We start from the raw sequence: 21947 nt of genomic DNA, 5'->3' as shown, positions 1-21947 counted from the left end.
AAGTTGCTCAAGGGCTGCGCTTAGACCCTGAGGGGCTAAAGGACAGCCCCTGCCTTACACAGAGGACCCTGGTTGGTCGCGGACGGACTCCTCGAGGGCGCCAAACAGCTTCATGGAACGAGCTTCCAGTCAGTCGCTGCGTACCACAGTGCCCAGCCGCATGCGGCCGCCGACGCATGCCGGAAATCGAGCTCCTACGATCCCTCGCAAATCAGCCAATAGAGCAATAAAAGGCGCATTGTAGGCGGTAACTTCGATCTGAGGCCTGCCGGTTGGGTTCAGACGCCTCGCAGCTCTCGGTACCGACAGGGGCGGAAGGGGCTGAACATGAGGCATTGCGCAAACTTCTAGCGCGCGCGTCCCAAAGCCTTGCCCACGCTGCGCTAGGCTCGCGGCAGCAGACGTGAGACTTCAGCCCCTATAGCCCCTGCCCGTTCCATCGAAGCAGCCCTGACCTGCGTATTCACCGATGACACGTGCGATGCGTACAGACCCTCAGCAAGGATCAGCAAGAATGTCCTGTCCTCCAGATTCCTCTGTGGTACCGCCAGGGCCGTCTCCGGTGGATACGGCGATCTGGTGCGCACAGAGGGGCTGGCCAGTACATCCACTGGTGCCTGGACGCAAGATCCCGGCTGCCAACTGCTCCCACTGTCGCGAGAAGCAAGATCACGCTCCCGCAGACTGTCCGTGCCTCCAAGCCGGCCGATGGTGCCACGGCTTTCACGCTGCTACGACCGACCTCGACCGCATCCGAGCATGGTGGGGCGCCCAACCTCGCTTCGGGGTAGCAGTGTCGTGCGGCCCGGCAAACGTAGTAGTACTCGACGTGGACGCGCACGCGAGCAAGCAACCGCAACGTGACCGACTTCTCCCAGGTATCCCCATTCATCCGTCAATTGACCTGACGGGCCTGGGGAACGGGTTCCACACGCTCGCACTGCTGGCCGCTTACCGTCGACAGCAGGACCCCTGCCATGACGACACGACCCTCCGGGTGGAGACGGCGTCTGGAGGCATGCACATCTGGTACTCGCTGCCGAAAGACCTGAGGCTGAGGTCCTCCCGGGGAGCGGACGCTACGACGGCATTGGCCTGGCAGGTGGACGTGCGCGCGGATAAGGGTTACGTCGTCGCACCCTTCACATGTACATCGAAGGGCACCTACATGCCGGTGGGCGCAGTTCGGGTTCCAGCACCGCTCCCTCAGTGGCTGGCGAAAGAGCTGATTCGGACCGGTCACGGTATAGCCTCCTCGCCAGCTACCTCAAGCCAGACGATTCGCCCTCTGATTCGTCGGACCGAAGGACCCGTTGACGGGCTCAGAAGGCTGCTTGAGGACATCGAAGCTTGTGCTGCAGCAGACGAGGGGACCGGTTTCACCGGAAAACTCAACAAGGCCGCTTTCACCGCCGGAGGTCTAGTAGCGGCCGGCCGCCTCTCAAGGACCGAAGCAGTCGATCGTCTGACGTACGCCGCGGAAGCAGCTCGACCCCAGCAGCGGGTCAAGATCGCCCGGATCATCAGCGACGGACTCACGGCGGGGGCCATGCGCCCGCTTCATCTCGAAGGACGCTCATGAGTATCCCCAGCGACCGCACTCAGGTTGGCTTCGATCCAGAAGCCGTCGCTCAGCAGATGCTTGACCTCGACACACCGGTCGTCGGAGCTGACCGGCCCAACTTGCCGGTGCAGAAAGCGAGCCTCGAAGTCAGCGGGCCCACCAGCCCTCCGCCGAGCCGGCGGTCGGCAGGGGTCCTTCCGCACGATCTCACTGACCGAGCAAATGCGGAACTGTTCGCCTCCATGTACAGCGGGAAGTTCCGCTACGTGGACGGCAACGGCTGGTACGTCTGGGAGGCTGGCCGATGGAAGCTGCGCGGTGGCGAGGGCGCTGCGATCTGGGCCGCTGGGGACATGGCCGCTCAGATGCCCACCGTCGACCCGACTGGTGTGTTCTCCCAGCAGGATGTGGTACGCCACCGCCGCTACTCATCGTCGACCAGCGGCATGAAGGCGATGCTGCACCAGGCGAAGGCATCACCTGCCCTGTCACTGGACGCCACCCAGCTTGATGGCGATCCGTATACGCTCTGCACGCCGTCCGGCGTGGTCGACCTCAAGACAGGCGAGGTCCGGACAGCCGATCCGTTCCACGATTTCAACTCCCGCTGCACCCGGGTAGCCCCTCTTACGCAGATGGAAACCCCGCGCTTCTTCGCCTTCCTCGCCGATACTTTCGGTGACGATGCTGACGGCAAGGAGATGATCGAGTACCTCCACATCCTGCTTGGGTACTCAATTACTGGCGACGTTGGCGCACAGGTCCTGCCCTTCTGCCACGGCGACGGCGCCAACGGCAAGAGTGTGCTCCTCGACCTGGTCGTGCAGATCCTCGGCGATTACGCACATGCGGCACCCCCTGGCTTCCTCATGGACCGTGGCGGCTACAACGAGCACTCGACGGAACTGACCGAGCTGTACGGTCGCCGCCTCGTGGTATGTAGCGAGTTGAAGGCCACGGACAAGTTCAACGAGGTGCGCATGAAACAACTCACCGGTGGCGAGCCGGTGACTGCACGCCGCATGAGGCAGGACTACTTCACCTTCGCGCCGACCCATCACCTCTGGCTCCTGGGCAACCACTATCCCGAGGTTGCCACGGGTGGTCACGCCTTCTGGCGTCGACTGCGACTGATCCCGTTCGAGCGCAAGGTCCCCGACGCCAAGAAGATCGACAACCTGGCCCGAATCCTGGTTGAAGAAGAAGGACCGGGGATCCTTGCGTGGCTCATCGAGGGAGCACGTCGCTTCCTCGCGACTCGAGCCCCTGGGGCCGATCGAGACAATCTTGACGGCCCCGAGAGGGTCCGTACGGCGACGGCAGGCTATGCGGCCACCGAAGACCACATCGGCCGGTTCCTCGGCGAGGCCACAGAGAAGCACCCGAGCGCGAAGGTGCTGCAATCTCAGCTCTACAAGCTCTACAAGCTCTGGTGCCAAGGAGAGGAAGAGAAGCCGGCCACTGGTCGTGCTTTCGCCGATCGAGTCCGGAAGGAGCTCGGGCTGAAGTCCGCAGAGGAGATGATCAAATCGAACGGTGTCCGGTTCTACCCGGGCCTGGCGCTGCGGACTGAGGACGAGTAGTCACGGAACTTTGTGGGGAAATGTGCGCTGGGGCAGTGAGCGGCCACTACGCGGTGCCGCCACACCCCACTAAACTAGAGGGGGACGGTGGACGCGGGCGTGAGGCTTGAGCAACCGACCGAGGAAACCGAGAGCAGAAAGGGGTGCGGACACCATGAGCTCACTACTCACTGACACGGACGTCACCGGGGAGGCCACGATCGTGTGGCTGGAGGACATCACGACTTTGGAGTACGTGCGCCAGGCTGTCCACGGCACCCCCTACCGAGTTGGCAAGCCCCCCTTCGACGGCCTCGGACGCCTGGTGGGTTACGCGGAACTCGCTCCCAACGTGCAGCGAGATCCTGAGACGAGTTTGTTTCATCGGCGGGTCTTCTACCTCGTTCCCCACGACCGTGATTCTGCACCTGGGGGCGACTATCGGACGGGGTCGCCCGGTGAGGCCGTTGACCCACTTACTGTGGCCGCCCGCCGGACGGGCGAGAAGACCAACCGCTCCCAGGGGCGGGCGATAACTCCCGCAGGGGCATAAGCCCTCCCCCCGCCCTTGGCGGACGTCACAGCGTGGGCCCGGCAACAATCCCCGTTGCCGGGCCCACGCTGTGTCTGACGAGCCCCTTTAGCCCTTCAAGCTGCGTCGGCATTGCCCCAGATCAGAGGGGGCTCCCAGTTCCAACAGGGGCTGAAGGGGCTGAACTTCGAGGTCTAGAGTCCTGGCGGCGCGCCGGGGTCGCCGCCACCGAATAGCCCGAAGCAGGCGGGACCCGAGACTTCAGCCCCTTCAGCCCCTCTGCGGTTAGTGGGGTTGGTGATCACGACGGACTCCGCCCCCCACCCCCGAGCCCATGCTCGACGGTCTCCGAGCTGAGGGCTCCCCCTGATCTGCACCAGAGGACGACACGCTCACCCCATGCACGCTCGTTCACCACGTGCAGCATCGTTCAGGGGTGTAAGGTGATCAAAAAACACGAACGGCCCCCGATGCTGGCCGGCAGGGGACCGTTCGTTTCTGGTTGCGACTTCGAGAGTAACGCGGGATGCGGGGCTCTACCCCATGAAGCGGGTCACTCTCGAAAGGACAGGAGCACGTCGAGCAGTGACAGAACAGGACCAAACGGAAGAAATGGTGGTCGAACTGGGCAGGACAACTGACCGCTCAGGAGTCAGGCTTGCCACCATCCCCGAGTGGGTGCTCCAGAAGTGCCGCAGCGAAGCATGGCTCTACGGACACATGTCGCTGCTGGCAAAGGACGACGAGGTGAACATCCCTCTGACCCAGCTTGCAGCCCTCACTGGAGTCTCCACCCGAACCCTGCAGAAGAACATCGGCACCCTGCGCGAAGCAGGAGCCATCTCAGTCGAACCGCGCCACGATGACAACGGCAACCGACTGCCCAACCGGTACCTCCTCAACCGCACCCCTCCTACGGGGGTGAAGCTCCATGGCTAAGGAAACGAACCCGCCGAAGGACACGCAAGATCCTGCAGGGGGTGCCCCCGCGGAGGAGATCGCGGAAGATGGCCTCCCGAAGGATCTCGCAGGGGATGCCAGCTTCGAACGCGGCCGCCGGCGTCGGTACCCGTTCAGCCAGCTGCCCGACTGGGTCCTCTTCGCCGACATCCTCCCTGGCGCGAAGACGCTCTACTGGGCTCTCTTCGTGCACGTAAATCAGGAGCGCAAGGACAACTTCGGCGACACACGGGTCTGGCCCGGGCAAGCCAAGCTCCTGTACATCTCCGGCATCAAGTCCAAGACCACACTGCGCAAGTACCTCAAGCAGCTCCGCGGCATCGGTGCCGCTGACTGGCGCACCGGACGCAACCCAAGGAACCCTCTGCGCACGCAGACGGTGTACGTGGTCCACGAAGAACCGGAAGCCGGCTACACAGGTGCCGCCTCGCTCGCAGAGCTCTACGACGCCTACAACGCTGCTGACGAGGACTGAACAGCACTGCAATCGGGGCCCCCGTCGTCATCGACGACGGGGGCCCTCGCGTTCCCTACTCCAGTGTGCTTGGCATCAGCACAGCTCAGCCCCAGGGGTCATTTTTTGACCCTCCGGCCTGAGCGCCTGGCCCGAGGGTCATTTTCTGACCCTCCGAGAGGTCAGATTCTGGTCCTCCGGAGGACCAACCACTGGCACTCCGAAGGATCAGATTCTGACCTCCGCAGATGCCAGAATTTGGCGCCTAACCATACGAAGCCTTAACCAGACGAACTCTCAACCCAGACGAAGCTCAACCACACGTAGCTTCAACCTGACAAAGATTCGTCCGCTACGCGGGCTCATCAACTGCCGGGGGCTAACGCCGCCCCCGGCCACCCCGCGCCAGCGCCCTGGATGCGCTGGACCATCCACCGGTCATGGTTCTGCGCTTCGCGCACCACTCCAGGCCCTAGGGGGCCTTCCGTTGAACCATGCCCCCTGATACCTGAGGTTGCTCACCATCGTGGTTGACGTCCTACCTGATGTAGTAACAGCAACCACAGGACGCGCGCGTGCGCGCGAGAGCAGCGCCAACAGACGAAATCCTCCGGTGCTTCAACCTGCCGCTCCCTGGGGTGTCCGCTTTCGAAGGCACGATCCGACCATGTCATCACCATCTCGTGGTCCGGTCGGGGTTCTGAAGCGCGTCCTGGTTGCTCTCGTAGCCGCAGGTGTCGTCATCGGCTTCTGGCGGTGGACAGGACAGGGCAGCGACGTCACGGATCCAGGTTGGCTGGACCGCACCACCGAGACGGTCACGGACTTCGGGGAGTCGATGAAGGACCTGATCAGTCAGCTCGGCGACCAGGTCGGGTGATGACGCGTCAACGGACCTTCGAAGGGATCTCCCAGTGGTGATACGTGTTGCACGGTGGCTGCTGACCGCCATGCTGACCATCGGCCTCGTATGCGGCGTCCTCAGATATGTGCGTGATGACGGAGCGGGCGGCATACGCGACCTCGTCACAGCGTTCGTGGGGGGCATCGCCGATGTCACCTACCGGTGGGTGCCCCCCACCGTCGAGTTCCTCGCCGACCTCGTGTCGGACCTCTTCGGACAGGCGGCCTGACGATGGTGATGGGACCTACCCACGCCCTGTCGGGCGTGGCCGTGTGGATGGCCGGTGCCGCAGGCCTGCAGATGTGCGGAGTCACCGTTCCAGGGGCTGAGGTCGCGGTGGGCGCGGCTGTCTCCGCAGGGGCGGCCCTGCTGCCAGACATTGACCACCCGTCGTCGACCGTCGCCAGGACGTTCGGGCCGGTCTCCACGGCGTTGTCGCACGGGGTCGACCGAGCCGCGACGGCGGTCTACAACCTGACCCGTACGGCCCGGGAAGCTCCGAGAACAGGCGGGCACCGGACCCTGACGCACACCGCTGTGTTCGCCGCGGCCGCCGGGGGCCTGGTCAGTACGGCGTGCGGACTGCTCGGCAAGCCGGCGGCGGTGACCGTGCTGTTCCTGATGCTCGGCTTGGCGATCCGGGGCCTGATGGGCCGCTGGGCAAGGCGACAGGGGTGGATGGTCACGACCCTGGTGACTGCGGCAGCGGCGGCAGGTGCAGTCTGGTGGCTGCCGCCCGGGCGGGGCTATCCGGTGCTGGGCCTGGCGGTCGCGGTCGGGTCTCTCACCCACTGCCTCGGCGACATGATCACCAAGCAGGGCTGCCCACTGGCCTGGCCGCTGGTGCACCGAGGCAAGAGGTGGTGGGAGTTCGCACCGCCGGCGGCGTTGCGGATACGCGCCGGAGGCAGCTTCGAGAAGGCCGTCCTCGTTCCCGTCCTGGCTGTCTTGACCGCGGCAAGCACCGCGTTCTCGATTCCGGAGGTGCAGGCTCTGATCCTGTCCGGATGACCCCGCCGCGGCGACTGGCCCGTCGGCCCGGCTGGCCAGCGCCCTCTCGCCGGTTGTTGCGGAAACTCACCGGTCACCGGCACAGCCGGTTTCGCCCGCGTGGACAGTCAGTGGTCAAATGGCCGCGACTTTGTGATCACCACTCCGTCGCCCGAGGTGCCGGCGGACCAGCTCGAGGAGAGGTACATGAACCGCTTCCCCACCCGCGCCGTGGCGGCCGCGGCCGTCGTCCTGCTCGCGGCCGGTTGCTCCAGCTCCGGGGACGACGGTAAGAGCACGCCCGGCAAGGACAGCAGCGCGACACCCTCACAGGCGCCGGGCCCGGGCCTTGAGATACGTCCCGGGAAGGACCTCGTCGCCCACCAGGGCGTCGCGGTCGCCGCGCTGGACCGACAGACGCTGCAGATCCGCAAGCAGGTCACCGTTCCCGAGCCGGTCGCCCAGGGCCAGCTCGCCGGGACCGGCAGCCGCAGCCGCGTCTTCGACGGCTCCTTCCAGTACGCCCTGCTGGGCGAGAGCGGCATGAACGCCAGCGGGCCCGACGGAGCGCTCAAGGTCGCCGACCTCGCCGCGGCCGGCAGCGACAAGGCCGTCGTGACCCTGACCCGCGAGCAGCTGACCGCCGCCGGCGTGACCGGGGCGGTGTCCGGGACCCAGTTCACCGGGGCGCCGAAGTCCCCGGAGCTCTGGTTCCAGACCACCGCTGCCGACAGCCCCGCCAGCGAGACCTGGTCGAGCTCGACCGCCGACAAGTACAAGATCACGTCGCTGTGGTCCGTCAACATCAAGGACTGGCAGGCGGGCAAGCGCACGGCGCGCAAGCACGAGGTCCCCGCCGAAGTGCAGGCGTACTGGAAGAGCCAGGAGTGCCAGACGGCGTTCTCCCGCAACCCCGGCGAGGAGGGCTTCACCCCGTGGAGCTGCTGGGTCGTCGACGGTGCGGGGGTCCCCGTCGCCAGCGGTCCGGCCGACGCCCGCACCGTCAACGGCACGGTGGACACCGGCTGGACGAACCCGGCCTCAGGCACAAGCAGTGAGAAGGTCACCTTCAGCTACGTCAAGGGGAGCGACGGCAAGCCGGCCCTCCCTCTGAGCGTCAGCGCCGGCGGCAACGGCGCCTCGACCCCGGACGGCATGTCCGGCCTGGTCGACAGCGGCTCCGCGGCCAAGGGCGAGCGGAAGATGTGGCGGTTCACCACCGCGGGGTCCCTGCTGAAGCTGGAGGAGCTGCCCAAGGCGCTCCCGGCGGCGGCGAGCAGCGATGAAGAGACCGAGCTGTGGGTCTTCTCCGACGGCCAGGCCGTGGCCAAGGTCGAGAACGGTGACACCGCCACCGGCTGGATCCTCACCGCCGACCAGCAGTGGAAGAAGATCGGGCCGTGGGCGGACGAGCTGCTGGATGCCGAGGTCCTCACGACCTCCTGAACCGATCGGCCACAGGGTCCCCGAAGATGCGTCTTCGGGGACCCTGTCCGCTTCCGTCCTTAGCGTCCCAGGCGGCTCCACCCCCGCAGCAGAAGGACGGCCCCGGCATGACCATCCCGCAGACCGCGCGCATCTCACCGCGTTCGCGTCGTCTACTCGTCACCGTCGGCGCGCTCGGTGCCGCTCTCGTCGCGCTGCAGCTGGCAGCAGCGAGCCCCACGGCAGGACTCGTCGTCTGTGCGGTGGGCGCCCTGGGCGGTTTCCTCCTGTGGCTCAGGGCGAACCGCACCGTCGCGACGGCCATGATGTCGACCTGTCTGACGATGATGTGGATCCCCGCTGTCATCAGCCGGGTCGGCGAGGCCGCTGGCGTCCCCGAGGCGATCGCCTCATGGGAAGTCGTTCCGATGTGGGCCCTCACCCTCGCGGTACCGGCCGGCGCCTGGCTGCCGACCCGCCATCGCGGCTCCCGCGCGGTGACCGTGCTGCTGTGCCACGCGGCGATCAGTGTCACCGCGCTGACCGCCGCGGTGTTTCCCGCCTCCTCACTGTCGACCGCGGCCGCGCTGACCCTCTTGGTCGTCGTGATCCGTTCCGGCGTCCCAGCGGCCGTACGGGCACGGCTGCGCCGCGTCCGGTCCGCAGTCGCCGGGACCCCGGAGCAGGTCCTCGACGGCGATGGGCGTCTGTGGCTCTCGGCGATGCAGTCCGGCCCCAAGGAGCGCCAGGTCTACGTCGGCCAGGGAGGCGTGGTGGCAGTCGTGCACCAGCTGCCGCCCGGTCGTGTCACCCTCACCCGCGTCGAGGATGAGCCCGGAGCCAAGGTGCAGGCCTACGCGCTCGACGGCTCCGCAGACGAACTCGCCGAGGTTCTGGGCCGGTTCGCCGCCGAGGACCAGGCGCTGGCCCGGGAGCTGAGCATCGACACGGCCGACGTCGTCACCCTGGTCACGGCGCCGCACGCCGGTCTTGCTGACGAGTCCGTGTCCATCGACCTCGCCGGCCTGTGGGACAAGGCCGCTCACCGGTACGTCGACCGCCGGGTGACCCTGCTGGCCGCCGCGGAAGCGACAGGCCACCTCCAGCACCTCACTGTGAGGCGGCGCCGGCTGGCGACCACAGGCCAACGAGCCGCTGCCTTCCGGCACGGAGACCGGCGGCAGCGCGGCGTCGCAGCGACAGCCATGGCGATCCGCTGAACCACCGGCCGGGACAAGGGAAAGGGGGCTCGGCCACGGATAATCCGTGGCCGAGCCCCCTTTCATCTGCCTACGTGTCCCGCTCAGTCCTCACGCGGGGCCGGAGGCCTCGGCGGCGTCTCGTCGACCGGCGGCCTGGGGCTCGTCGGCCGACGGGGAAGCTCACCCGACTCCGTGGCCGGGGCCGGAGCAGGCCGCGGTGAACGCCGGCGAGGGACGGGATCGGAGCGGTCCGGCCCGGAGATGGACACCGGCTCCGGCCCCGGACGGCTCGCACCCGCCCGGGGGGACGGCGCCCGCGTCGGCGGAGCCGTGGTCGCTGCCTCCCCACCGGAGCCTCCGCTCCCGTCCGGCCTGGACGTCGGCGCGGGCGTCCGGCCCCGCCCTCCGGCCGGACGGGAGACGTCGTCGCCCACCCCTGCCCTGCTGTCGCTTCCGTCCGCCCGCTTGCTGGTCTTCGCCGTGGCATCCGGGTCGGCGCCGCGTGTGTCCGCCCGGGACCTGCCACCGCTCGCGGTATCCGGACGACGCCCGGACACAGGCTCCGGACGCCTTGTGTCCGTCGGGGAGTCCGTGGTGCTCGGCGAAGGGCGCCTGCCACCGGAGGTGCCGGGCCGGGACGGACCCGAACCGCCGCGTCCAGAAGTTGACTCGCTCGGTCCCTTCGGTCCCTGCGGCCGTCGTGTTCCTCGCGGGCTGGGCCTGCGGTCGCCGATGACCCGCCGGGCCGCGGACCGGGCCCGGGTCTTCGCGAAGCTCCCCGCACGGCTGGTGACATCGTCGTACGCGGCCTTCGCCTCGAAGGCCTGGTCAGCGCTCCGCTTGGCGCCCTTCCCCATCTTGATCGCGAAGTGCCACAAGCCGGCCGCCGTCAAGATGATCATCAGCACTTGGACGCCCAGGGAGGCGTTGCTGCCCAGGATCAGGGTGTAGATCGCCATCAGCAGGGTGAGCGCGACCCAGGCGATGGCCTTGAGGACGAAGGAGATGGTGAAGGCGTTCGCCCATTCCCTGGCTGCGAACGTCGCCGGCGGGAACGCTGCCACCGCGCCGACGATCGGCAGCACGATGATCAAGATGAGAATGAACCCCTCCCAGAACAGCTTGAACAGGGCGACGATGTCGATCGACGGCGCGAGGATCACGTTGGAGACACCGGAGGCGAGCGCGACCTGCATCCGGGACGACGGGTTGGCTCCCCGCCAGTCGTTGAACCGGCTCTTCCGGTCGTCCTTGGCCATCTGGTCGGCGACCTTCTCGAAGTAGTCGCTCTTCTTGCCCAGGGAGTCGAGGTTGTCGGCGCGCGTGTACGTCTGCGCCATCACCTGGGCCGTGCGGATGTCGGTGCACCGGTAACCGAGAGAGCAGTCGTCGGTGTCCCACCCGCCGCTCGCGTCGCCCTTCCAGCCACTGTCGATGACGGTGTTGGCGTTCTGCCCGAACTGCCCTGCGGCCCACGGCGTGAACATCATGGCCTTGTACATGGTGCAGGAGCTGATGCGCTTGGCCCGGTTCGGGACGCCCTCCGCGAGCCAGCAGGGGTCGGCCGTCTTCGTGCCGGCGTTCTCCGGAAGCATGACCTCGGTCATCGCCGAGGAGAACCCGTTGATGGCCTTGTCGGCCTCCGACGTGACGGTCGTGTACCAGGACCCCTGAAGCAGCAGCGCGCTGATGAACAGGGACGCGACCATGCCGCCCAGGCCCTGCCACACCTTGGAGCGGCTCTTGGTCCGGCTGTGCACCACCACCCACGCGCCACAGAGAATGATCATGACGGTGCCCAGCGGGGCCCACACCGTCGCGTACAGCTTCGCCACCAAGCTGTTGGCGGTGCCGTCCTTGCCCTGGTACAGGTCCTGGAACGGCGCCGTGTTCATGGCCAGGTCCTGGATCGCCAGGCTGAAGCTGCCCAGCGACTTGCTGAACTCGAAGACGGTCTGGGCCATCCAGTTGCCGGCGACGTCCATGATCGAGCAGGAGTCGTCACCGTCGACGTTCTTCTTGTACGTCGACCACAGCAGCCCCCGGCCGTTGGTCAGCTCGTAGAGGGTGTAGTTCCGGGCGACGGTCTTCTTGCTCATGTCAGCCGTCGGCTCGGGCCCGTACTCCGGCTGAGCCGACGGCAGCAGCACGGTGGACGCCGAGGCGTAGAACTCGGGCCCCCAGTTGCCCTTGCCCGGCACACCGATGCAGTCCAGCCCGAACGGGGCCGCCTGCGCCGTGGACATGGGCGTTCCGAGGACCACGGCCAGCACGGTCAGCACGGTGAAGACACCCGCCCGCGCCGCCGCGCCCGTCCGGCGGACACCGCGAGCCAGCAGTCCGCGGCGCCGGGGCGCGGGGAGGCTGCCGGCGGGGACGGCGAGGGGCGTCTTGCCCGCCCGTGCGGAACCACGGCGGGGCTTCGGCGGTATCAGCCGAGCGGTGAGTGCGACGCTCATCAGGCCGCCACCTCCAGGTCGTTCATCTCGCTCTGGAACGACCAGTCCGCCACGTCGGCGGGCGGATCGACCGCCTGCCGGGCAGGCCTGGTCTTCGGGTTGGTGTCGGTGGCCCGCAGCAGCTCCGCGAAGACCAAGTCGATCTCGGTCGTGCCCACCCGGTTGTCGGCGTCGCGGTACATGCACACGCCGGTCTCCAGGTGCGGCTCCATCAGCGAGGCGATCACCCGCGGGTCGTCCGGGTCCCGCTTGAGCATCGGCGCGACCCGGCGGGCCTCCTCCACCGACTTCTGCAGGAACATGAAGGCGGAGTGGATCTGGTTCGTACCGCCCTCGCGGGACTCCGCGTCCTCGATCCGGATGAGGTCGGTCACCTGCTGGGTGATCAGGTAGACGACCATCGCGTACGACCGGCCCTGCTTCAGGGCGCGCTGCAGCAGCGACCGGCCCGCCGGGGTCGCGGTCACCACGTAGCTCTCGTCGACGAACAGGGCCTTGGGGCGGGTGGCCATCTTCCCCGTCACGGGGTGCTGCTCCAGCTTGACGTCCAGCATCTGGCTGGCCATCCGCATGACCATCTGCAGGATCGTCGACGCGAGCCGGTCCGGCGCCTGCCAGTTGTCCGGGTTGTCGTCCTGCGGCAGTTCCAGACCGCGCAACGTGATCACCGTCCGGCGCCGGCGGACCGTCTCGAACGGCCGGGGCTCCTTGGCGAACGCCAGCCGTGCGTACGGCATCTTCCGCAGCGACCGCAGCACGGTGACGGCCAGCTCGAGCTCGGCGAGCTTGTCGGCCCGGCTCGCGGCGTCCTCCTGCGCGGCCGCGAGCTGCTCCTCGATGTTCTGCACGACCTCCCACGCGGTCGGCCGCGGTGTGGTCTCCGAGGCCTGCGTGGCACTCGCGCCCTGCGACATGGCGGCCTGCAGCCGCTGGTCGTACCGGTCGAGCACCGCTTCCATGGCGACGGTGACCGGCACCTGGATCCGCTGCCACATCTGCTGGCCGATGAACCCGGCGAACATCGTCTCCGCCACCAGCCGGCCGGCGTGGACGTCCGAGGTGATCGACCACGGGTCCAGCACACCGTCGTGGGACTTCAGCAGGTCGATGACCCGGGTCTCGGCCCAGAACTCCTCATTGACCGGCTGGAACTTCGAGTACGCCGTGCCGATGGTGCCCTCGGCCGCCTCCCGCTCGAAGTCGGGGTCGTTCACCTGCGCCCCGAAGGCGAGGTAGTAGCACATCTGCGCGAAGTCGACCTTGGGGTCGATCGCCACGCACTCGGTGCCCGACTCGGACTCCTGGAAGAACTTCAGCAGGCCCAGCGACGACTTGCCGCCGCCGGACGCACCGGCGCAGGCGACACCGGCGCCCATGTTGCGGGCCGGGCCGACGTGCAGGCCGTAGTGGACCGGGAACCGGCCGGACCAGCCGATGAACGGGCCCTTCCAGCCGAGGACGTGACCGCTGCGGTCCCGGCTCGTGCGGTCGCCGATGTTGACCCCGGCCGTGGGCAGGCCGATCCCGAACGTCTCCAGGGACTGGATGCGCTGGTACGGGGCGATCGGCAGCTTCGGGTCGTCGCCCGGCAGGGCTTCCTGCATCAGGCGCCACTGCAGCCGCTTGGCACGCAGCACCTCCACCCCGGCCTGCCGCTCCAGGTGCTTCTTCAGCTCGCTGGCCCGCCGGTTCAGTTCCTCCACCGTCGGCGCGGAGACCGTGAAGCGCATCCGGCCCTCGAACCCGGGACGCGGGTTGTCCACGGCGATGTCGACCGCGTCCTTGGACACGGCGACCTGGTCGGTCAGCTGCTGGTCCGGTGTCCGGCCACCGGCAACCATGTCCTCGTACTCGTCCTTGAGGTTGTTGTGGATCTTGCTGATCTCCTTGGTGAACCGCTCGGCGGGCAGCAGCGTGCCGCGCCAGGAGACGTCCACAGGGAAGTCCAGCTCCCCCACCCGCCGCGCCCACGCCTGGTACTGCTGGAAGCGCACGTTCTCCGGCCACGACGCGACGACGAGCGTGGTCGTGTACGAGGTGAGCTGCTGCCCGGTCTCCTCGTCGACCTGCTCGATCTCGATGTGCGTCGGCCTCGAGTTGTCACCGCGGAAGTCGACGACCAGGTCGAACTGGCTGCGGCCCCAGGCCCTGGAGTGGATCAGCGGCTCCTTGGGGACCGGCAGGTGCCCGTAGAGCGGCTTGCGGATGTGGTAGACGAGATCGGCGCGCGAAAGCGGCTCACCGAGCCTGCCGAACGCCTGGTGGACGGAGGCCGCGACCGCCTGCCACCGCTCGATCGTGGACGGGGCCAGGTCCTCCTCCGCCACGCCGGTGACGAACTCTCCCGCTCGCGCGGTCAGCCCCGACCGGGCCTCACCGCGGGCGCGCGGTGCCTCAGCAGCCGTCTCCCCCAGATCCACCGCCGGTCCGTGAGCCAGCGACCCGAGCTTGATGAACAGCGCGACCTCACGCTCGGAGGCACCGAGCCGCTGCTGGTACTCCGCGATGCGCTCCACGTAGGCACGGAAGTTGGCCGTCGGCAGCCACGCCGCGTCGACGATCTTCGCGGTCTCGGCGGCCGCGTCGACCGGCTTCTCCACGATCTTCAGGTGCCACTCCACCGGCCGGCCGGACCGGCCGAGCGCGGCGAAGACCCGGCCGGGCTCTGTGGCCATGGCCGTGAGCTCCTCCGGTGACGCCAGCTCCTCCGGGTGGGTCGTCAGCCGGATCGCGGTCCACACGGAGTCCCCGTGGATGAACATCGTGTCGTCGGCGTACCGGTACGGCAGCCGCTGGGCGTCCTCACGCGTCTGCACGCTGGTGCCGCTGGTGGGCTTCTTGTCCTTCTTCGCTTCGTCGGCGAGGTCGTCCTTCTTCGACGGCACGAGGAACCACGCGAGGGCCAGCACGGCCACGATCGCCACGAATCCGATGATGAGCGCCCCCATCAGGAGACCTCCTTTCGTGTACTGCGGGTGGAAGGTCCGCCAGGTGGGGACCAGAGAATGACCTGCCAGTGCAGGCGGTGCGGTTCCTCGGACCGGCCCAGGCCCTGGACCCGGCGCGGTTGCCGGAAGGCGTAGTCGAGCCGGACCACCAGCTCCGAGCCGGGCCGCAGTTGACTGCCGGGGATGGGCCGGGACCACATCCATCCGACGAGGATGGGAGGAGGCGCGAACAACGCGGCGGTCACCCACCACGCGTCACGCATCGGCGGGATCACGAGGCTGATCAGCCCGAGCAGAAGCCCCCAGCACAGGGCCACCAGCAAGGCCACGCCGCAGGCCTGCATGTTGATGCCTGGCATCCACTGCGGCAGCGGACCACCCAGCCGGAACATCCGCTTCGGGCGGTCTCTCATCCGCGTGTAGTCGTGGGCGACGATCCCGTCGCCGTCGTGCCAGTCCATGAAGCTCCTTGGTGTGGAGCTGCCCCCAGTCGGCTGCGCCTTGCTGGGGGCAGCCGCTACTTGAGCGTGTTGGTCGCGAGACCCTGGATGATGGTGAGGATCACCGCGCCGCTGACGATGATCGCGACGCCGAGGCCCAGGACGCCGAGGTTCTGTATCGCCTCGCGCAGGCTCTGGCCACCCTTCATCGAGATGATGACCTTGATGCCGAGGACCACGATCATCAGACCGGCGAGTGCCAGGCCGATCACCTTCACCTCGGTGCCGAGGTTGGTCAGCACACCGCCCACTGTTGGAGCGGCGAGCGTGTGCAGAGACGCCGGGCTGAGGGCCGCGACGGTGGAGAGGGCTTGAGACATGAGCGTTCACCTTGCGTGAGCTGCGGATTTCCGACGCTCACGTTGTAGATCGCAAAGCGGACACCCCCTCTGGACGCGGATTGCCGGCCCCGGCCGCCGTGCGAAAGCCCCGCCTCTCGACGCCGGGACAGGCAGACAAGAGACGGGGCTCACTGGAGGCCGGGGGCAGCTGCGGACGTCAGGAGGTGGGGGCCTTGCCGCCCGCCTCGTCCGGGACGCCGGCACGGATGTCCTTCACGAACCAGCCTTGATCCGTCAGCACGATCTGGACCCGGTACCGCTCGGTGACGTGGGCGCTCCCGGTCTTCCACTGCACGCTCACCCGCGCCCAGGTGACGTCGTCGACCTTCCACTTGTGGCCGTCCGTCGCCGACACCCCCTTGGGGAGCAGCACCTTGACGTCGGACACCTTCGGGGAATCCAGCGCACCGCGAAGGCCCGCCCTGGCTGCGTTGCTCGCTCCCGGCGCGACGTAGCGCGTCAGCGTCGTGCCGTTCGAGGAGCCCCAGGAGGTGAAGAAGTCCGCGAACAGCTTGCCCTGGAGATCCCCCGAGAGCTCGGAGTCGACCTGCAGCGGGTCCTTCACCGCCGGCGCGGTGGCCTGGTCCGGTTGCGGCAGCGTGCCCACATCGCCGACGACCCGCATGCCGTTGCCTGACTTCAGGTCCTCCACCCACACCGGTACGGACAAGGTCCGCAGCGCCCCCGTGGTCAGCTGAACCTGAATGCCGATGTAGTAGCCGTGCTGCGGGTACTCGGCGATCGGCTCCATGTAGCCGGACCACACCGAGTACGCCACGACCTGGCTGCCCTTGCCGTCCCACCCGCACGTGGTGTCCACCCCGGAGGAGGACAGACGCGCGATGGCCTGGCGACGCTGCTCGGCTTGCTCGGGGTTCTGGTTCGCGCACAGCCGGGCGTAGCGGTCCGCGAAGGCGATCGCCCGTTCCACCGGGAACTGCGTCAGCCGGTACTGGGAGACCTGCTCGTCGGTGATGCCGGTCTCCACCGGAGCGGGGTGCCCGGCGTTGTACGCCATCACACCGACCGTGCCCAGCGCGAGGAGCGAGACCGTCACCATGGCCGTCATCCGGGCGGCCACGTGGGTTGCCCGGCCGCCGCTCAGGCGTCCGCCAGGCCGTGGAACATCGAACCGCTCCCCGGCGGCCGCGGGCGCGGCGGAGTCCTTCGACTTGCCCGGCTTGGCCTTCGCTGCGGCCTTGGCCTTCCGCTTCGCCTCCTTCTCCTGCCTCTTCTTCTCCTTGGCCGTCGGAGCCGACGCTGCCTGCGCGGACGCCGCCGGACCCGGCGCAGGGCCCGGCATGTACTGAGGGGGCTGCCCCTGCGGTGGGGCCCCCTGGGCGAACAGCTCTTCGGCTGCGCGCACCGGGTTGTACCCGGCCGGTGCTGCCGGGGCAGGTGCCGGTGCCTGCTGGCCGGGCCAGGGCGCCTGTCCCGAGGCAGCGGGCCCACCCCACGGTCCGGGACCAGCCGGGGGCGGCCCGCCGGACGGCATGGCCGGGCCCTGTTGCGGCGCCCAGGGGTCCTGCACCGGCGGGTGCTGATGGGGAGGAGTCGCCCCCTCGTACGGGGGCTGCGGATGGGTCACGTGATCTCCAAGTACAGAAAGCGGACAGGGTCGGTGTCGGGACGTAGACCCCCGGCGCGAGCGCGATGACTGCGACGAGCAGTGTCAGGGGCCGACCGGCCAACCCCGCTGAAGTGCGTCGGCCGGAGGGTCAGTCGAACTGCGACATGACGGAGCTCCAACCACCGTCGGCATCACCGTCTGAGTGGTCCGACCCGCTACTGACGGGGCCCGCCTGCCGGGCCTGCTGCCCCGGCACCTCAACGGCCGTACGACCGGGCGCTGAAGCGGGAGCAGCCGGAGCCGTGCCCCACCCGTCGGCCACGGAAGCCTGCTGACCGGACACGGCGCTCCCCTGCATCATGGGAACTGCAGCCGGCGGCAGCTTCACCAGCGCCACCGGCTCCTGCCCGGGACGCCCCCAGCTCCCGTCGGGCCTCCACTCCACAACCGGTGGCCGGACCGACGGCAGCGCGGCGACGTCGACCAGCACGGTGTGGACTGCCTCCCACCACCGGTTCGGGCCCTCCTCGACCGTGTGCACGGTCGCCAGCCCCGGATGCTTCGTGATCCACACCATGTGGTGGTCGGGCAGGTCCTGGAAGACGGAAGCTGGCACCCGCGGCTCCCTGCGAGGATCCCGCTGGATCAGCCCGCCGCGCTTCGTGCGACGGCGGCCGTGACGGTCGAGCTGGTGCTGCATCCGGGCGTAGATCTTCGTGACCTGGCTCGTGAGACCGGACAGCACCTGGGCGTCCTCGGCCCCGTTGACCCGCAGGCACAGGAAGTTGCCGCACGTCTCCAGCACCCGCTTCGCCCACACTCCAGTGCCGTCCACGGCCACCAGGTCCGCCCACGACTGCGTCGACAGGATCGGCCGGACCATGGCGTCACGGGCCTTGTTGCACAGGCCGAGCACCGCATCGCCGGTCGCCGAACCGAACTCCTCGACCTGCATGTACAGCGGCCACTGCGGGGCCACGCCCGACGCGATGTCGCGCCGCAGCATGTCCGTGGTGTTCTGCATGTCCAGCAGCACCAGCGTTCCCAGCGTCCTGGCGAGCGAGCCGTACGTGGAGACGTTCAGCGAGAAGACGACGATGTCCCCCTCGTGCGCCGCACGCCGCAAGTCGATCGTCTGCTCCACCGGCCCCGGGCGTAGCCACTGCCCGGCCGCCGGACCGTTGCTGTACGTCGAGATCAGGCGCTGCGTATCCGCGACCGCAGACCGCGTCAGCTCATCACGCCGCCAATTCGCCACCATCGTGGCAACCCGCTCACGCACCTCGTGCACCGCCCGGCGGGCCGCGACGTGCTGAGCCGGTGGTACCCGAGAGGCGACCGCGTCGATGTCGATCCCGTCCGCGACCTTCTGCAGGAACTCGATGTCGAGCAGGTCAACGAGGCACTCGAAGCCGCCCTTGCCCACGTTGTAGCCCGACCAGTCGGCGACCTGGTACGCCAGCTGCGTGTACTCGTACGCGCTGCGGAAGTAGACCGCAGCGTCCCCGTCGCGCCCCACCGAGTTCAGGAGCATGTCCGACTTCGACGTGGCGTTGCCGCGCACCAGCGGGTCGTAGAACGCTGGCGACGACGGTGCGCCAGGGGCGACCGGCGTGTACGGCGAGCCGTTCGGGTCGGCCAGATCGAAGTGGAGGAAGCGTCGCCCGTGGACCTGCGCGACCTCCGCGTAGTGCGCGGCCACGTCCCGGCCGCCCTTGAAGTCGACCACCACCCAGCCGGACCCGAGCCCGATGAGCTGCGCGCCGACCGAGTTGGTCACGGCGGTCTTACCCGAGCCGGGCACGCCCTGGACGAACGTCGGGCGCAGGAACCCATCGTGCTCAGCGACGACCGGCAGACCGGCCAGACCGGTACCGAAGCCGACCGTTCCCGGTATCTCCACCCGCCGGCCGAGGAAGTCACGGCGCACCGTCGTCGCGTCCGTGTACGCGCCGGTCTGCATCCGTGCGGCGGTCTTGCCCGCAGCACGCCGCTCGGCCTTGCTGAGTTCCGCCACCGCGGGGACCTCGTCGAGTTCGAACTGCGGCTCGATCCCCGCCTGGAAGTCCGCCACCGCGATCCACACGGCCGCCGAAGCCAGTCCCACCGGGACCGACAGCGGCACCATCCAGCCCAACGCAGCCGTCACGGACATCTCGTGCGGCAGGTTCCACCCCACCGCGACCGCGATGTCCTGCCACAGTCCGACCACTGCCGCGACGTGCCAGTCGACCGCGCCGGAAACGGTTCCCTCCATCACCCACGCCACAACGAACAGCACGCCGGCACAGACGGCAGCGGCCGCCGACAGGACTCGCCATGCCTGATTGCCCACCCGCACCGCGAGCCGTCCCACGACCGCGATCGGGATGGCTGGCGCGCACACCGCAAGCAACGCCATCCCCCAAACCGCACCCAGCCACGCAGCTACGGACTCGTCCTCAGCCCGCCTCATCTCCGTCATCTGATCCACGGCATCCCCGCTTTCCTCTGTACTCGATCTGCTTTCTCCGCCGTGCTCACGGCTGTGCCTGCCACCAGGAGAGGAACCCCGCGCCTTGCTGCTCGGCCTCCCACCGAGCTCGCAGCTCTCGCCACTGCGGGAAGGACACCCACCGGGTCTCCGGCACCTGCCGCAGATCGAGCTGATACGCGACCCCGACGTCCTTCGGCTGAAAATGCCGGACCAGGAACGGGCTATCGGGCCGGTACTGAGGTGGCCCAGGAGGCAGTAGCCCGACCTGCTGAGCCACCCCATCTGTCCACACACCGGTGCGTGGATGAGCATGGCCGTGAAGGAGGGCCATCACCGGTTCCGTCGCGAAGTAGACGACCTGTTGAAAGACGTTCCGGGCGTCTCGGTACGACCGCAGCACCTGCCTCAGCTCTGCGGGTGCCTTACGCGTGACCTCCACCTCGATCGCCGCCAGGCCGACAGGCGATCCGACAACCAGGTCGGGGTAGTGAACACGGCCGTCAGCGCCCACCGGGGTGCATAGGAACCGCTCGCGGCCTCGACCATCGAGGACTGAGCCAGGCTGAGACGCCAATGCGGCTGCAACGAGCTCGGCGCGGCCCCGTGACGTTGCCTCAGCTCGTCGGAGTTCACGCTCCGACAGCACGCGTGCCCCACCAAGCTCAAACGTGATCGCCGCGTCGACCACCGCAAGACGATGAAGCAGACGCTCCCCTGGCCACTTCGGGGCCCGCAGCTCGACGCCCGCCGCTCGAGCTCCTCGGGTGGTCGTCCACACACAGCTGCCGATGCCCGACGGGACGATCGTCGTCAGCACGAAGCCGGCTTCACGCAGCCACCCGATCCGCAGTCGCGCTGTGTTCTGGACCCCTCGCCAGTAGCGCCTGGCTGCTTGACGGGCCGTGAAAACCCCGAACCGAGTCGCCCCAGCCAGAAGCTGATCGTCGGCGACCGTCCTCCGCCATCCATCTCCCCTGACTACTCCCAGCCCACCTGAGGCACCGGCCGCTGCAGCCCGACGGCGCATTGCACCCTGCCGATGCGGCGTCGCTGGGGGGAGACCCGGGGGAAGGGGCTGCACTGTCGATGGCGCTGTATTCGGCACTTTTTCTCCAACCGTTCGTCCTTCTGGGCACGATCGAGAAGTACCGGCCAGACCGGACAACCCTCCATCAGGAGGTCCATCACCTCGTGATGGACAAAACATCGTCGGCAAGAAGCGAACGAGCCTGGTCAGAGGCTGTTCGTCCCGATCACCGAGACGTCGGAACAGAGAGAAGTAAGGGTTGAAGGGAAGTGTCGGAGAGGAGAGGGCGGCCCTCCGGGCCTGGCGGGGTCGGCGCGGGGCGCCGTGCGCCCTGACGGGCTCGGCTGGGAGGCGGTGGTGCGCTGCGCGCTGGTTGCCGGGCCGCTCCGCGGCGGAGGCGACCGGCGGGCAGGGTCGGGCCGCTGCGCGGCGAGGGTGCTGGGTGGTGCTGATGGTGGGCTGGTGTCGGGCCCGGTGGTTCGCGGTCTCGCCTGGGGGCCGGCCGGCTCACCTACCGGTGCCCTTACGTCCCGGGGCAGCGGTGTGGGCACGAGAGGGGCTCGAAGGTGCTCCTGGGCGCGCTGGCGGTCCCTGGGGCGGCGAACGGACGGCTGAGGCCGCCGCGGAGCGGCCGTGTACCCATGGCGCTCCCCAGGGCCGCAAGGTGCACACCGCAGCCGCCACTCGAGGTGGTGCCGCCGCGGAGCGGCCTGAACGGCGCAGCAGAGAGCCGACGGACCCGTGACGGCCCGAGCGGGATCAGGACGGGGACCAGGAGCACGAAGGGAAGCGAGGCGCGCGCACCTGCGGGGCCCGGGGTGCCCCGCAGGGCGCCGTTGTCGGTCCGGGCCGCGGCTGCCCCGCTGGCCGGGAGGTAGGGGCGGGATCGGGCAGTGCGGTGGTGGGGCCCGCCCAGGCGGCAGGGGCGAACCCCCCCCCCCCCCCGCGGCGCACCCCCCCCCCCCCACGGGCCCCGCGCCCCCGGGGACGGGGGCCGCGGCGGGGGCCCCGCGCGGGGGCGGCGCCCCGGCCG

Annotated in this window: 17 protein-coding genes; 10 read left to right on the top strand and 7 right to left on the bottom strand. The window is 68.6% G+C overall.

What is annotated here, in order from left to right:
- Positions 1-469: 469 nt before the first annotated feature.
- From ACIP93_RS31340 to ACIP93_RS31295, 10 genes are all read left to right on the top strand, one after another.
- Positions 470-1582, top strand: a complete 1113-nt coding sequence (locus ACIP93_RS31340; RefSeq protein ID WP_401764284.1) for a bifunctional DNA primase/polymerase — start codon at positions 470-472, stop codon at positions 1580-1582.
- The gene (locus ACIP93_RS31335; protein WP_401764282.1) at positions 1579-3147 is read left to right on the top strand and encodes a phage/plasmid primase, P4 family; all 1569 of its coding nucleotides are present in this window, start codon (positions 1579-1581) and stop codon (positions 3145-3147) included. The genes ACIP93_RS31340 and ACIP93_RS31335 overlap by 4 nt, the downstream gene beginning before the upstream one ends.
- A gap of 154 nt (positions 3148-3301) precedes the next feature.
- A complete protein-coding gene (locus ACIP93_RS31330) occupies positions 3302-3679 on the top strand; it encodes a DUF6009 family protein (RefSeq protein ID WP_325750549.1) in 378 nt (125 codons plus the stop codon).
- Between the two features lie 564 nt (positions 3680-4243).
- Positions 4244-4597 (top strand): hypothetical protein, encoded by a 354-nt coding sequence (locus tag ACIP93_RS31325; protein ID WP_401764279.1) that lies wholly within the window; start codon positions 4244-4246, stop codon positions 4595-4597.
- On the top strand, positions 4590-5093 hold the full coding sequence (locus ACIP93_RS31320; RefSeq protein ID WP_401764276.1) for a hypothetical protein: 504 nt from the start codon (positions 4590-4592) through the stop codon (positions 5091-5093). The genes ACIP93_RS31325 and ACIP93_RS31320 overlap by 8 nt, the downstream gene beginning before the upstream one ends.
- 646 nt (positions 5094-5739) lie before the next feature.
- A complete protein-coding gene (locus ACIP93_RS31315) occupies positions 5740-5952 on the top strand; it encodes a hypothetical protein (protein ID WP_325750552.1) in 213 nt (70 codons plus the stop codon).
- Between the two features lie 34 nt (positions 5953-5986).
- Positions 5987-6205 carry a hypothetical protein gene (locus tag ACIP93_RS31310; RefSeq protein WP_325750553.1) on the top strand — a complete coding sequence of 73 codons (219 nt, stop codon included), beginning with the start codon at positions 5987-5989 and terminating at the stop codon, positions 6203-6205.
- 8 nt (positions 6206-6213) lie between these two features.
- The gene (locus ACIP93_RS31305; protein WP_401764273.1) at positions 6214-6987 is read left to right on the top strand and encodes a metal-dependent hydrolase; all 774 of its coding nucleotides are present in this window, start codon (positions 6214-6216) and stop codon (positions 6985-6987) included.
- A gap of 186 nt (positions 6988-7173) precedes the next feature.
- On the top strand, positions 7174-8412 hold the full coding sequence (locus ACIP93_RS31300) for a hypothetical protein (protein ID WP_401764270.1): 1239 nt from the start codon (positions 7174-7176) through the stop codon (positions 8410-8412).
- A gap of 107 nt (positions 8413-8519) precedes the next feature.
- Entirely contained in the window at positions 8520-9611 is a 1092-nt protein-coding gene (locus ACIP93_RS31295; RefSeq protein WP_401764267.1) for a hypothetical protein, read from the top strand.
- A gap of 83 nt (positions 9612-9694) precedes the next feature.
- Here the strand turns inward: ACIP93_RS31295 and ACIP93_RS31290 are convergent, their stop codons facing one another.
- The 7 genes from ACIP93_RS31290 to ACIP93_RS31260 all read right to left on the bottom strand — a co-directional run bounded on the left by ACIP93_RS31290 (position 9695) and on the right by ACIP93_RS31260 (position 20704).
- Positions 9695-12052, bottom strand: coding sequence for a hypothetical protein (locus tag ACIP93_RS31290; RefSeq protein WP_401764264.1), 2358 nt, complete (start codon positions 12050-12052; stop codon positions 9695-9697).
- Positions 12052-15000 carry an ATP-binding protein gene (locus tag ACIP93_RS31285; protein WP_401764261.1) on the bottom strand — a complete coding sequence of 983 codons (2949 nt, stop codon included), beginning with the start codon at positions 14998-15000 and terminating at the stop codon, positions 12052-12054. The genes ACIP93_RS31290 and ACIP93_RS31285 overlap by 1 nt, the downstream gene beginning before the upstream one ends.
- On the bottom strand, positions 15000-15461 hold the full coding sequence (locus ACIP93_RS31280) for a hypothetical protein (RefSeq protein ID WP_325750559.1): 462 nt from the start codon (positions 15459-15461) through the stop codon (positions 15000-15002). Before ACIP93_RS31280 ends, ACIP93_RS31285 begins: the two co-directional genes overlap by 1 nt.
- 56 nt (positions 15462-15517) lie before the next feature.
- A complete protein-coding gene (locus ACIP93_RS31275) occupies positions 15518-15820 on the bottom strand; it encodes a hypothetical protein (RefSeq protein WP_325750560.1) in 303 nt (100 codons plus the stop codon).
- 178 nt (positions 15821-15998) lie between these two features.
- Complete coding sequence (locus ACIP93_RS31270) at positions 15999-17207, bottom strand: conjugal transfer protein (protein WP_401764258.1); 1209 nt, start codon at positions 17205-17207, stop codon at positions 15999-16001.
- Positions 17208-17559: 352 nt separating this feature from the next.
- On the bottom strand, positions 17560-19812 hold the full coding sequence (locus ACIP93_RS31265) for a hypothetical protein (protein ID WP_401764256.1): 2253 nt from the start codon (positions 19810-19812) through the stop codon (positions 17560-17562).
- Between the two features lie 118 nt (positions 19813-19930).
- Positions 19931-20704 carry a hypothetical protein gene (locus tag ACIP93_RS31260; RefSeq protein WP_358250438.1) on the bottom strand — a complete coding sequence of 258 codons (774 nt, stop codon included), beginning with the start codon at positions 20702-20704 and terminating at the stop codon, positions 19931-19933.
- Between the last annotated feature and the right edge of the window lie 1243 nt (positions 20705-21947).

The organism is Streptomyces sp. NPDC088745 (assembly GCF_044751045.1).
Lineage (GTDB): Bacteria > Actinomycetota > Actinomycetes > Streptomycetales > Streptomycetaceae > Streptomyces > Streptomyces cremeus.
This window is presented reverse-complemented; position numbering and strand designations above follow the sequence as displayed.